This is a genomic window from Paenibacillus sp. RS8 (assembly GCF_041956825.1).
Classification (GTDB): Bacteria; Bacillota; Bacilli; order Paenibacillales; family Paenibacillaceae; genus Paenibacillus_AQ.
The window spans coordinates 7,020,070-7,033,682 of the sequence record NZ_CP168131.1; the positions used below are offsets into that span (position 1 = coordinate 7,020,070).

General features: G+C 44.5%; 10 protein-coding genes. 1 reads left to right on the forward strand and 9 read right to left on the reverse strand.

The window, feature by feature from the left end:
- Positions 1–99 precede the first annotated feature (99 nt).
- Positions 100–1,221, forward strand: a complete 1,122-nt coding sequence (gene mnmA / locus ACDZ28_RS32895) for a tRNA 2-thiouridine(34) synthase MnmA (protein WP_042130452.1) — start codon at positions 100–102, stop codon at positions 1,219–1,221.
- A gap of 349 nt (positions 1,222–1,570) precedes the next feature.
- Here mnmA and ACDZ28_RS32900 read toward each other — a convergent pair whose 3' ends face one another.
- The 9 genes from ACDZ28_RS32900 to ACDZ28_RS32940 form a co-directional block, all read right to left on the reverse strand.
- A complete protein-coding gene (locus ACDZ28_RS32900) occupies positions 1,571–3,418 on the reverse strand; it encodes an oligopeptide ABC transporter substrate-binding protein (RefSeq protein WP_042130453.1) in 1,848 nt (615 codons plus the stop codon).
- A gap of 19 nt (positions 3,419–3,437) precedes the next feature.
- Positions 3,438–4,343: an ABC transporter permease gene (locus ACDZ28_RS32905; RefSeq protein WP_375103803.1), complete on the reverse strand. Its 906-nt coding sequence runs from the start codon at positions 4,341–4,343 to the stop codon at positions 3,438–3,440.
- A gap of 27 nt (positions 4,344–4,370) precedes the next feature.
- The gene (gene opp4B / locus ACDZ28_RS32910; protein ID WP_042130456.1) at positions 4,371–5,333 is read right to left on the reverse strand and encodes an oligopeptide ABC transporter permease; all 963 of its coding nucleotides are present in this window, start codon (positions 5,331–5,333) and stop codon (positions 4,371–4,373) included.
- Between the two features lie 4 nt (positions 5,334–5,337).
- Positions 5,338–6,273, reverse strand: coding sequence for an ABC transporter ATP-binding protein (locus tag ACDZ28_RS32915; RefSeq protein WP_042130458.1), 936 nt, complete (start codon positions 6,271–6,273; stop codon positions 5,338–5,340).
- Positions 6,260–7,276 (reverse strand): ABC transporter ATP-binding protein, encoded by a 1,017-nt coding sequence (locus ACDZ28_RS32920; protein WP_375103804.1) that lies wholly within the window; start codon positions 7,274–7,276, stop codon positions 6,260–6,262. Before ACDZ28_RS32920 ends, ACDZ28_RS32915 begins: the two co-directional genes overlap by 14 nt.
- Positions 7,277–7,650: 374 nt before the next feature.
- On the reverse strand, positions 7,651–8,955 hold the full coding sequence (locus ACDZ28_RS32925; protein ID WP_042130461.1) for a replication-associated recombination protein A: 1,305 nt from the start codon (positions 8,953–8,955) through the stop codon (positions 7,651–7,653).
- A 196-nt stretch (positions 8,956–9,151) separates the two neighbouring features.
- Positions 9,152–9,433: a CD3324 family protein gene (locus ACDZ28_RS32930; RefSeq protein ID WP_042130463.1), complete on the reverse strand. Its 282-nt coding sequence runs from the start codon at positions 9,431–9,433 to the stop codon at positions 9,152–9,154.
- A gap of 391 nt (positions 9,434–9,824) precedes the next feature.
- Positions 9,825–12,008 carry a HelD family protein gene (locus ACDZ28_RS32935; RefSeq protein ID WP_375103805.1) on the reverse strand — a complete coding sequence of 728 codons (2,184 nt, stop codon included), beginning with the start codon at positions 12,006–12,008 and terminating at the stop codon, positions 9,825–9,827.
- A 129-nt stretch (positions 12,009–12,137) separates the two neighbouring features.
- Complete coding sequence (locus ACDZ28_RS32940) at positions 12,138–13,436, reverse strand: NCS2 family permease (protein WP_042130466.1); 1,299 nt, start codon at positions 13,434–13,436, stop codon at positions 12,138–12,140.
- Positions 13,437–13,613 lie beyond the last annotated feature (177 nt).

Genomic DNA, 13,613 nt, shown 5'->3' on the forward strand with positions numbered 1-13,613 from the left:
CTTATTTTAGGGTTTACAGTAGACAGGTATGTTATAATACTTTTTGAGCCGGGTGTTCCATGAATAACCGGTATTTTGGGTACAGAAATGGTGATTACGATGACAAAAGCAAAACAAGACACCCGTGTCGTCGTCGGCATGTCCGGAGGGGTCGATTCCTCCGTCACGGCGCTTCTGCTCAAGCAGCAGGGCTATGACGTCATCGGCATCTTCATGAAGAATTGGGACGATACCGACGAATTCGGAGTATGTACAGCCGAAAGCGATGCAGAGGATGTTCGCCGCGTATGCGAGCAGATTGATATTCCTTACTATACCGTTAATTTCGAGAAGGAATACTTCGACAAAGTATTTTCATATTTTCTCGATGAATATAAGGCCGGCCGGACGCCTAATCCAGACGTCATGTGCAACCGAGAGATCAAATTCGGGGAGTTCCTGAACAAAGCCCTTCAGCTTGGCGCCGATTATGTAGCGACTGGACATTATGCACGCGTTATAGAAGAAGATGGTGTGTACAAGCTGCTCCGCGGTGTAGACAACAATAAAGACCAGACCTATTTCTTGAACGCGCTGGGCCAATATCAGCTCTCTAAAGCAATGTTCCCGATTGGTCATCTTCCGAAACCGGAAGTTCGGAGAATTGCCGAAGAAGCCGGACTCTATACTGCCAAGAAAAAAGACAGTACAGGCGTCTGCTTTATCGGTGAGCGTAACTTCCGTGAATTCCTCAGCCAGTATCTGCCTGCACAATCTGGTGACATGGTAGATATAGCCACTGGGGAAATCAAAGGCCGCCATGATGGTCTTATGTACTATACATTGGGTCAGCGTCAAGGCCTTGGCATTGGCGGATCCGGTAACGGCGAACCTTGGTTTGTAGCCGAAAAAGACCTTAGCCGCAACATTCTTTATGTAGTTCAAGGAGACAAGCACCACAGCCTGTACTCCACTAGTCTAATTGCCTCCGGTGTAAACTGGATTAACGGGCATGAGCTAGGTCCTGAGCCGCTAAAATGCACTGCTAAATTCCGGTATCGCCAGCCTGATCAAGGTGTAACGCTCACCGCACGGAAAGACGGAACGATAAACGTAGACTTTGATGTTCCGCAAAAAGCGATTACGCCAGGCCAAGCCGTTGTCTTCTATCTCGGTGAGCAATGTCTCGGCGGCGGCACGATCGAATATGCAGAAAAGGTCGTTCCTTCAGCGCAAGCTTAAGTGAAGTCTATAACTTACAACATAAACCCTAGAATAAACCTATGAAATAGCTGTATTTAATACAGCTATTTCTTGTTTTTAGAATTTCTTTTTGACTTAGTTGTATGATGTACATCTAAATTCTCCCAATCTCCCTTTTCTGTCTTCACATTCCAAAAATAGATGTATGAACTGCAGTTATACTACATCATCAGCGCTAAAATGAGGTTTTAGTTGTATGAAATACAACTAAATGACTATGGAGCCAGCGATTCAAATAGAAACAAAAAGAACAGCAGTTCAGATATCGCTATCTGAACTGCTGTTCTTTTATTACTAATAGTATTAATTTAATTCCTGCTATTCCTACTTACTGAGCTACTACAGCTTTATCCGCAGAAACTGCAATGTCATTATAGTAAAGTCCAGTTCCATCACCAATTCCATAATTCAGTATACGGTTGTTGACCGGAACTAGGGCCGCACGATAAAGCGTAGGGAATACAGGAATCTCGTTAACCATAAACTGTTGCCATTCTTTATAGATCTCTTTACGTTTATTTACATCGAATGCATCCTCGGAGACTCCTTCAGCGAGCAACCGATCATTCTCTGCACTCGAGTAACGCGGGAAGTTAAAGATCGCGTCTTTACCATAAAGACCTGTTGGGTCAACATCAATTCCTACAGTCCAAGCACCTTGGTACACATCAACGGTAGGATCATCCTCACCATTTTGTCCAACACGGTCATAGAACGTATTAAATTCTACCATCTCCAAATTCACATTCAGACCAATCGCTTTCCAGGATTGTACATAATATTGAGCTAATGGTTCTGCGATGTCCGATCCTGTCATCGAGATGAAATTAATTTTCAGCTCACTACCATCCGGATTCGTTCTAAATTCACCGTTCAGTTTGTAACCAGCATCATCCAAGATCTTCTTAGCAGCTTCTGGATCATAAGGTACACCTGGATTAGAAGCATCATGGAATTCCGGATGAGAAGGTGGAATTAAAGTTGTCGCATTCCAGCGAAGACCACTATAGAACTTCTTACCCACTGTATCATTGTCTACAGCAGCCCACATGGCTTTACGCAGGTTCACATCCGCCATTTTAGCTTTAGGATCGGTAGCAACGACTTTTTTCTCCGCATCCCATTTACCAAGCTTAAATCCAATATACGTATATGCACGGTCAACAGCACCGAGATACTCAACATTGGACATCTTTGCATTATCCGGGAATTGATCAATAGGGAAGGCATCCACCAAGTCAACTCCACCAGACTTCAGTTCTTGCACAACAGTCGTAGGGTTGATTACCTTCAAAATTACTTTATCCAGTTTAGGTGCGCCGCGCCAGTAATCTTCATTCTTAACGAATACTACAGACTCACCAGGAACGATACTTTCCACTTTAAAAGCTCCGAAGCCAATTGGCTTTTGACGAACTTCAGGGGATGAGGAGATTTTGGCAACATCCATACCACCAAAGATATGTTTAGCTAATGGATAAATCCATATGCCACCTGTTAACAGGGAAGGGGAAGATTTAAGATAAGTAATTTGCAGCTTCTTCTCACCCAGAACTTTAATACCAGAAATGGTCTTTGCTTTTCCGGAGTGGTATTCTTCCATACCTTCAATATTCGTAAAGTCAGAGCCGTAACGTGGACCATCATATTTCGGATTACCAATAACCTCATGCGCGAACAGCCAATCTTCTGCTGTCACCGGCTTTCCATCCTGCCAGTTCACATTGTCGCGAATCGTAAAGGTAAAGGTCCGTCCATCTTCTGCTACTTCATAAGTTGCTGCACCATCATTCGTGTACACATAGTCTTTGTCCCAAGTTAACAAACCTTCATCGAACCAATTCAGCACTTCAGCATCTGGAGCTCCAGAATAGAAGTTCAAGTTCAAGGTACCTTCAAACGGACTGTCGGAAACGAGTCCAAACGTAATTGTCCCGCCATCAATAGCTTCACCTTGATTAGTCTTAATGTTACTGAAATCTTTAATGTTATAAAGTCCGTCTTCTGCTTCAGGAGCTGCCGTCGCTTCTGCGGTTTCCGCAGGAGCACTGGCACTTGGTGCTGCTGTTGACTCAGCCGCTCCGTTGTTGTTCTTGGAGCCGCAAGCCGCAAGAGCGAACAACATTACTAACATTAATGAAACTAGTAAAGCTTTTGAACGAATGGCTTTTCTCATTTAATCATTTCCTCCCTTATCATCCTTTTCTTTGTCTTGCGTCGGTCGCACGTTTGAGCGCTTGACCCACATTATTTATACTCAACATCAGTACCAAGATCAGCAGTGATGCGGGTAACCAGATCCACCATCTGAACTCAAGCGTTTGCGGATTTCTCGCATAGCTTACAAGAGTACCCAAACTGGGTGTACTTTCTGGAAAACCAAAACCTAGAAAGGATAGGCCTGATTCCAATCCAATATTAGCTGCCAAATTTAAAGTCATCGTGACGATAATGATGGAGCTTAAGTTCGGCATCACTTGTGTGAACATTATTTTTAGATTGGAGGAACCTAGGGTCTTAGATGCCTGAACGTAATCCAGTTCCTTCTCTTGTAACGTCTTGGAACGAATTAACCTGGCAATCCCCATCCATAGAAAGGCAGTCATGATAAAGGAGAAGGTTAACGTATTGTATTTAGGAACTGCACTCACAAAAGCTATAACAATCATTATAAAAGGTAAAATCATGAAGAAATCTACAACACGCATCGCTACATTATCTACCGTTCCACCAAAATAACCTGAGACTAACCCGACTAGAATCCCAATAACGCCAGTAAAAAATGTAACCATAAAAGCAATAGACATAGAGTTTCTTGTACCAATAATTAATTGACCGAATACATCCCGTCCTCCATAGTCGGTCCCCAGCCAATGCACAGCCGAAGGCTTCTCATACAGGGCGAACAAGTCAACCGTAACAATTTCTTTTTGATCTAAAAATAAGGAAATCCCATACACAGCAGCGATAATCGTAAATAGGAAAATCAGTGAGATCAGTGCCAACTTATCACGCACCAATTCCCGCCAAACAATTCTGAAGCCTGATGGACTTTTATCTGTTTCCTGCAGCAGAGCTATCTCTGCGCTTGTCTTTGCCATTTCATTCACCTCAAAGTGTTCATCTTCTTATTTAATCCGGATACGAGGATCTACGATACTTAAGATAATGTCTGATAACAACGCACCGACGATGGCAGCAACCCCATACAAAAGAACTAGGGCCGTTACTACGCTGAAATCCCGGATCGTTATCGAGCTGAGAAACAGCATACCCATACCCGGATAGCTGAAGATACTTTCAACGAACACCGTACCACCAATGAGCCCAGTAATCTCATATCCGAAAAATGCAGCGATCGGCAGTAAGGAATTACGTAATATATGGCGATTATATACACGAGACTCTGAAGCGCCTTTGGCTCTTGCCGTGAGAATGAAATCCTTTTGTTTCGTATCAATGATTTCATTTCGCAAATATTGTACCGTTCCTACCGTTGCAATTAGCGCCATTGATAAAGCAGGGAGTAGCAAATGGTATAACTTACTCCAAAAGTGGCTTAGCGTACCCGGAACTTCTCCGGGACTAACACTGCCACTAGTAGGAAACCAATGAAGATGAAATCCGAAGAGCCATACCATTAAGAGAGCGAAAATAAACAATGGTGCGGCAAAGCCAATATAGGTGTATCCAGTAATGAGGCGATCCAGCCATGAATCGTTATAACGACCACTAGTAATACCAAGTGGAATAGCAATAAGGTATGTAAGGATTAGCGTGACAATGGCCAGCCAAAGTGTATTCATGAGGCGTTGACCGATAAGCTCTGATACAGGCATCTTGAAACGGAAGGATTGACCAAAGTCTCCTTGTATTGCTTTAGTGATCCAATCCCAGTACTGGATGTACCATGGATCATTTAGGCCAAGCTTCTCTCGCATTGCATCAATGGCCGCAGGATCAATATTCGGATCGAGCATTCCTGAGAGTGCGTCGCCAGGCATTGCCTTCGCCATAAGAAAAACAAGAATACTTAATAGAAATACTTGAGGGATCATTATAAGAATTCTACGAACGATAATCTTCCACATATTCTCAACCTTTCTCAGGCAAGGCTACCAGATGAGTCTCGGAAATTGATTTTAATGGATAAGCCATGCCTTCTTCATCAAAATAATTCCGGTGCGCTTGTTCATATTCCATACTTACTGATTTTCTAAACTCTGTCTGCTTTTCTCTCTGCTTCGGATCAATATCAGGAATGGCAGCAATGAGACGTTTGGTATAAATATGCTGAGGATTGTCAAAAATATCTTTAGCGGTCCCTTGCTCCACATGTCGTCCTTTATACATAATCCCAATGTGATCGCACATATGTCTGATGATCCCGAGATCATGACTGATAAATAGAAAAGTAAGATTCAGTTCTTTTTGAATGTCCTGCATGAAATTCAGCACTTGTGCCTGTACGGAGACATCTAGCGCAGATACCGGCTCGTCAGCAATAATAAGTTTGGGCTTGAGGGCAATCGCTCTGGCAATTCCGATCCGCTGCCGCTGACCGCCTGAGAATTCATGCGGATATTTCAGGATGTTCTCAGGGCTTAAACCTACCTGTAAAAGCAACTCCTGTACTCGACGCTTTTCTTCCCCCGGAGACATTTTTTCGAAATTACGCAACGGTTCAGCAATAATATCCAGCACGCGTTTCTTAGGATTTAAAGAAGAGTACGGATCCTGAAAGATCATCTGAATGTCTTTGCGGACATTTCTTTGCTTACGCACACCCTTCAAGGCCAAATCTTGCCCTTCAAAAATCACGCTACCGCTAGTAATAGAATTAAGTCCAATGATTGCACGACCAGTAGTTGTCTTACCTGATCCGGATTCACCGACGAGACCATAGGTTTGCCCTGCCTCAATGGTAAAATTAACATTATCGACAGCCTTGACTACGCCAACTTCCCTTCGAAAAACGCCGCCGTGGATCGGAAAATGAACCGCTAAATTTTTAACCTCAAGAAGTCCCATTGTGGCTTGCCTCCTCGTTAGTATCAGGGAAATGAAAGTTATTATGGCAGGTGCAGCGAACAAAATGCCCGGGGGCTACTTCATGCAGCTGCGGATTCTCCTCGTGCTCCCATTCCGGAATCCAGGGTGTCCGGGCCGAGAAACGGCATCCTTTACGCGGAAGATTCTGTAATGGCGGGACAATCCCCTGAATCACATGAAGTCTAGATTTCTCTTCTTTAACGGTTGGAATGGAGTTCAACAAGGATCTTGTATACGGATGCTTCGGATTAGAGGTCAGCGTATAAATATCTGCGATCTCTACGATTTGTCCGGCGTACATCACCGCAACTCGATCAGCCATTTCACTCACAACCCCTAGATCATGAGTAATTAAGATAATGCCTGCTTGCATATCGGTTTTTAATTTTTTTATAAGTTCAAGGATTTGCAATTGGATGGTTACATCTAGTGCCGTAGTCGGCTCATCGGCGATCAAAAGCTTAGGACCATTAGCAATCGCTATAGCAATTACAACCCTCTGCCTCATTCCACCAGATAATTCGTGGGGGTATTGCTGATATGTATGCTCGGGACGGGAGATTCCAACCTTGGTCAGGAGATCAATGACCTTCTCTTTTCTTTGCTTCTTCGAAAGCTTGGAATCATGTAGGATGAGTACTTCTTCAATCTGTGAACCGATAATCATAAGCGGATTTAAAGCGGATAAAGGGTCCTGAAAAATCATAGACATTTCTTGGCCACGCAGCTTGTTGAGTGCAGCAGGAGTCATAGTAACGATGTCCTGACCCTTGTATTTGATTTGTCCGTCTATTTTTGCCCTTGTGTGCAATCCCTTTATCGAAAAGGCAAGCGCACTTTTTCCCGAACCGGACTCTCCAACAATAGCAAGAATCTCATTTTTGCGAACAGATAGGGTAACATCATCTACTGCGGCATAATAATCATCTGCGATCCTGAACGATGTCGATAAATTTTTGATTTCTAATAATTCTTCGCTCAAATTAATCCCCCTAACGGCAAGAGTTTCAAAATCCATAAAATGAAATATTATGTAAATTTTGATATAAACAGTATTTATTTTCATGAAACATAACAAAACACATACTGTCATCATTATTAACACCATTAACGATACTATAAGTATTTCAATCGGATTTAAAAAATGATTTCCCGTAACTTTGTAGCATTTTAATTAACTTATGGTAAATTATCAATCTTTTCCTATAAAAAAATTTTATTTCATGTGATTAAATGTAACGTAGAAAACAAAAAAACGGCTCTAGGCCGCCTTTTTTTGGAATAAATAATATTGTGAATAAATTATTTTTTTTGTTCAATAGGGGAGATTTGGAGGTTGTTGCAGTCACTAGTGAACTATTGTTCGCGTCGGAGTCGTTGATTATGACGAATCTTTATTTCATTCCCTTGCTCTGTAGCTTGATAAAAAACACGTTGAGAAATCTCTTTAGGCAAATACTCCTGTTTCACATAATGCCCCGGAAAATTGTGCGGATATTGATACCCTTCATGCCCTAACGCAGTAGCCCCTTTGTAATGGGTGTCTCGTAAGTGTAGGGGTACCTCGGCAGATTTAATCTCATCCATACTCGCCATTGCATTTGAAATCGCAGTAACTACAGCATTAGACTTTGGACTCTCCACCGCAAAAAGAATCGCTTGTGCAATGTTTAGCCTCGCTTCTGGCCAACCGTTATTCCTATACGCTTCGAGGGCGCTCACGGCTTGGACCATGGCTTGTGGATTCGCCAGTCCAATATCCTCACTGCTAGCCGCAATCAATCGCCGAATAAATGTCATCGGGTCCATCCCAAGCTTTTCTACCGCATATAGAAACCAGAACAACGCAGCATCACTAGAACCACGTATGCTTTTGTGAAAAGCGGAAAGCACATCATACTGCGTCGATTCATCTGCTTTCACAATAGGGCGCCGAATTGACTCTTCCGCCACCTCCAGTGTGATATGCACACTCCCATCTGCCTCGGGAGCGGTAGTTAACGCCGCTAATTCCAGAGCATTTAATGCCCGCCGAATATCTCCGTTAGCCATCGTAGCGATATGCATTAATGCCTCTTCATCAACTTGAAGCTCCATGAATCCAAGCCCTCTATCCTTGTCCTCTAAAGCCCTGCGCATCGCGATCAGGCTGTGTTCACTCGTTAATGCCTCCAGCTGAAACAAGGTAGAACGGCTCATAAGCGCTCCGTTAACATAATGGAACGGGTTCTCTGTAGTTGCACCAATAAATGTTATGGTTCCTTTTTCTACCGCCGGCAACAGCGCATCCTGACGTGAACTATTGAACCGATGTACCTCATCCAGAAAAAGAATTGTCTTAGAACCGTATAGTGTTTTATTATTTTGAGCTCGTTCAATGACCTCTCGCACATCCTTTACGGAAGCCTCCACCGCATTCAGGCGTACAAACTCCCCTTGCGTATGATGAGAAATGATATGAGCCAATGTTGTTTTGCCACAACCAGGAGGTCCATAGAGCAAAATTGAAGAGACCTGATCAGCCTCAATCGCTCTTCGAAGTAGCTTTCCCCGGCCTATGATATGTTCTTGACCAATATATTCATCCAGATTCTCCGGTCTCATTCGGTCCGCAAGCAGCCGTCCGCCCCCAGTGTCCTCTCCCATAGAAAATAAATCCATAACTCCACTTCCTTGCTATATTCTTGTAAAAGCACAATGTAAACCTCTCCCTATCATACCATATCAAAGCGCTGATTTAGGATGCCCTTCCAAGCAAGGTCACTGTATCAGCCTTGACGTATTCTCCGTAAAAAATAAAAAGAGCATGATCTCGTCTTAGAAAGGCGGGAGCCATGCTCTTTTTTCAAATTGTACGCTAGCAGTTTATCGCCAGCCTCATTTTTGATATGATTTTACGAATGCTTTCTTCCGACAGATGATACTTCTTCTGAAGCTCTGCTACGGAATCGCCTTCACGATGACAACTGAAAATTTCCTTATTGCGATTCGCTATCTCTTTCCTCGAACCGCTGTTCTCGCCCCATCTAACCCGCTCTTCCGTTTTCTTCGGGATGTAGAGCAGTTCACCTTGGATGTATCCCTGAAGCTCTTCGAGCAAGCCAGGGGGGAGCACATCCTTCCCATTTACATAACTCAACTTGCATTTCCTCCTTCAACAGGTGTGTCCCTATGCGTCGGTCAACTAAGTTTTTAGTTATAATCACGTCACCTGCCTCCTTTCTTCTCCTCATATTTGGAAAAATCCGTAATTTCATTATATAAAAACCTCTTGGTAGCGTCTACATTCTAATTCATAAATTTCGTTTTTATGGATAAGTGTGGTACTTCCTATGTTAGTAATAAGGAGGCCATACGGCCTCCTCGCTTTAAGCGGGTTTCCGTCTTAGACGGAAACCACCTCGTATACTGAAATCATCTCAATCAGCCTCCTTCCAGAAGTGTTCTTGCCCGGCCGGACACTTATTATTAAGCCATACCTATAGGGGAGTTACAAGTTCAAAAACAGTTATAACTGTTCTCCACCAGTCTTAATTCCCCTCAGAATCGCTTTCAGCCGTCATTTGCACATAGGAAGGCATTTCCCCATTATGAAGCAACCAAAGCTCGTGGAGTGCTCGTGTACAGCCTACATACATCAGCTTTGCATCCCATGCTGTCGCCCCGTAATGATCTCGATCGGCATCCGCTAAGATTACCGCATCAAATTCCAAACCTTTAGATAAATACACAGGCAGCACCGATAGTCCCCCCTGATATTGCGTCATGCTGCCGTCTATCAGATGTATATCTTCAAAATGCTGCTCCAGCTCAGCGTACAGCTCTGTGGCTTCACGCAAACTACGTGTTAGCACAGCCACAGTACGGTATTCCCTTCCAGACAAAGACTTCAGTGAGTTGCTTATTGTCCGCAGACGAGCTTGCTCATCAGCCACCAGTTTCCCAGTATCCTCCCCGTAGGCGATCATTCGCACGGGATCTCCACTACGAAAAACTGGAACAGCCAGCAGAGAGCTTTCCACACCGGAAGATAGAATGCCATTAGCGAAATCTATAATTTCCATAGTAGAACGATAGCTCCGTGTCAGTGCGTGATAAGCCGTGTTCTCAGGGGCAAACAAGGTCTGCATCTCTTCCCAAGCGTGTACGCCTTTATAGGCGTGTATGCCCTGTGACAGATCACCCAGGATCGTAAAGGAATGACCCCGCACATATAAATCCAGCACCGCAATTTGGAAAGGAGAAAAATCCTGAGCCTCGTCAATCACCACATGATCAAAGCGAGTTACACCCTCGTCTCCATTCAAAAGATAATGGATATACAACAGAGGCGGTAAATCCTCTTCGCGTATAATTCCTTTTTTCAGATCTTTAGCCGTTTCCTTCAGCACAACTACCGGAATATTCTCTGGTGGATTCACAGGCCAATCTTCCGGGACTTTAGCCGCACGGAAGATTTGCTTGTAGATCGTCAACGGATCGTACTTAGGCCATTTTGCACTATATGCTTTTTCTCGCGCAGCACCTTTTTTCTTGCGATCCTTCATAGCTGCAGCCGATGGACTCTTCTTCAGCTCCATCTCGATCCAGCGATGTATCCGTGCCATTACACGTTCCTTCCGCTTCGCTGGCGGATAAGGAGCGTACTCTTCATTATGCCAACGTAAGATCATCGATCGGCGCAGCACAGCGCCTTCCCACGGGATAAAATCTCCCTCAGGAACAGAACTTGTCTCCAGCAGCTTAATACTTGATTCAATAATACTCATCAGAACCGTAGAGCCCTTGAAACGTCCCGGCGTTTCTTCTGTAATCACAGGCATACCGCCAGAGGTTTCAAACCAGCGGTTCATCGTCTCCATCGCATCCTGTTCTGGAAGCTCCAGACCTAGTACATTTGCCGCCCAATCCGGAAAGGTGCTCTGAGCAATATTACCTACTCCTAGTTCAGGCAGTACATCTGAGATGTAATCCAGAAACATCCGGTTCGGTGCAAAAATAATCATTTTTTCCGCAGAAACCTGATCCTTGTATTGATACAGCAGAAAGGCTAATCGGTGCAGTGCAACTGTTGTTTTACCACTTCCCGCTACGCCCTGAATGATCAGTGCAGTATTTTTGGCCGCACGGATAATCTTGTCCTGCTCCTCCTGGATGGTAGATACGATATCACGGAGACGATTGTCTTTGTTCTCTCCCAAGCGATAGACGAGAAACTCGTCTGATACTACAGGCGCGTCACTCTCCCGATTGTACGTATCTGCGACCCGCTCCAGAATCTGCTTACGAATCACCACGTTGCGTTTGAGGTATACCAGTCCTTCTATCAGTCCCTCAGGAGCTTCATAGGAGGCTGGCTCCGTACCACCGGTAAACGAATAGAACAGGCTTGCTACCGGTGCACGCCAGTCAATGACTAGCGGACGGTCGCTTACCTGCTCGCGGTCTACGCCGATTTTTCCTATATAGAGTGCCTTTCGCTGCTTCTCATCATTGCCCTGAAAATCAAGCCGTCCGAAATAAGGCTCCTGCCGAAGCTTGGCAAGATCTTTGCGCTTCTGTTCACGGTTCGCTTCTAACACTTGTTCCGTATAATCGTGTCCCGTGTACACCGGAGTCTGGTTAAGCTTCTCCAATAAGGTGTCAATCTCAGTAAGCGCTTGATTCAGCCTGTCTTCTTCCTCTTGATAGGCACTTTGAAAGTTGTCTTCCAATTTCAGTTACCTCCTAAAAGTTTATCGAGCTTAAATTTTCATTCTCCTCATTCCCTCTTCTCACACAAAAAGGATACCCATTGTAGCACAATCAGCACTAAAATACCAAATCTTTCAAGAGACCCCCCACTATAGCACAGCTTGTAAAATAAAGTTAGCTACAAACAAGCCCGCAATCCCATAGAGTGCAGGAGGCACTTCTTTCCCCTTGCCCACAGCAAGCTTCACGATCGGATAAGTGATGAAGCCAAAAGCCATCCCGTCCACAATACTATAAGTGAATGGAATCATAACCATGATCAAAAAAGAAGGGAAAAGCTCTGTCAAATCGCTCAAGTCCATCTCACGCACATTTTGTACCATAAGGCCACCGATTACAATCAAGATCGGTGCGATAGCACTGTCTGGAATGTAGGAGAGCAAAGGGAGGAACAAGAATGTTGCCCCGAACAAAAGCCCTGTCACGAGCGAGGTCAGACCCGAACGTCCACCTGCAGCAATTCCTGCATTGGATTCTGCAGCGGCGACTACAGGACTGCTTCCAAAGAGACCTGCGGCGATATTGGCAATAGAGAGTGCTCGTAAGCTGCTCTTGAAGCGCTCAGGACGTCCAGCCATCATCGTCTGAGAGGCGACCAGCCCAATATTTTCAAATACAACGATTAACAGCAATAGGAATACCGCAATCCAGAATACGAGGCTTACAATACCACCCCAGTCCATTCCAAAAAACAGGCTTCCATAACCCGTAAATACATGGCCTGATGCCTGCTTCTCAGGTGCGTGAGCCGCTCCCAGCAAATAGGCTAGACCTGTACCAACCAGCATACTGATAAGCAAACCACCGTTGGTCCCGCGGATAAACAGTACTAAAGCGAGTAGCAAGGTTACGCAGGAAGTGATAACTGCAGGATCACTAAAATGTCCTATTGCAACAAAAGTGGTCTGATGTGCGATCACAATTCCGCTTTTTTGCAGCCCTATAAAGGTCAGAAATAGCCCTATCCCGACAGTTATCGCATGCTGCAGGTTTTGCGGGATCGCTTCACTAAGAATACGATAAAGCGAGGTGAAGGCCACGATAGCGAATAACACACCCGTTATAACGACTACCGTAAGTGCCTCTCTCCAGCCCAAATTCATGGAATGAACAAGTGTGTATGTGAAAAAGGCGTTAATCCCCATTCCTGGTACTACGATGATCGGCGTCTTCCCGCCGAAGGCCATTAATAGACAGCCTGTAATGGCAGTCAATAACGTAGCCACCATGGCCGGTCTAAGCGGCATACCAGCGTCATGAAGAATCGTCGCATTCACCATCACAATATATACCGAAGCAAAATACGAGAGGATCCCTGCAGCCCATTCCCGTTTCCATTCATTCTCAGGCGCAAGCCCTACACTATTTCGCCAAAAATTCGATTTCATGTACAAAAACCTCCACTGATATTAAGTTCCGCAGGCGGATATTACCCGGATTATAAGCTTAATAACCAGCGGTTCATCCCGGTTTAGCTATTATGCCTATATGTCGTCTGCATCTTGCAGACTCACCTGCTAACCACAACAAAAGGGCGTACGCAACTGGATTCCAGCTGCTCGCCC

Bases quoted from the DNA above. Each gene is read 5' to 3' on its own strand.
- mnmA (WP_042130452.1), top strand. From the start codon at position 100: ATGACAAAAGCAAAACAAGACACCCGTGTCGTCGTCGGCATGTCCGGA.
- ACDZ28_RS32900 (WP_042130453.1), bottom strand. From the start codon at position 3,418: ATGAGAAAAGCCATTCGTTCAAAAGCTTTACTAGTTTCATTAATGTTA.
- ACDZ28_RS32940 (WP_042130466.1), bottom strand. From the start codon at position 13,436: ATGAAATCGAATTTTTGGCGAAATAGTGTAGGGCTTGCGCCTGAGAAT.
- ACDZ28_RS32925 (WP_042130461.1), bottom strand. From the start codon at position 8,955: ATGGATTTATTTTCTATGGGAGAGGACACTGGGGGCGGACGGCTGCTT.
- ACDZ28_RS32915 (WP_042130458.1), bottom strand. From the start codon at position 6,273: ATGGGACTTCTTGAGGTTAAAAATTTAGCGGTTCATTTTCCGATCCAC.
- ACDZ28_RS32905 (WP_375103803.1), bottom strand. From the start codon at position 4,343: ATGGCAAAGACAAGCGCAGAGATAGCTCTGCTGCAGGAAACAGATAAA.
- opp4B (WP_042130456.1), bottom strand. From the start codon at position 5,333: ATGTGGAAGATTATCGTTCGTAGAATTCTTATAATGATCCCTCAAGTA.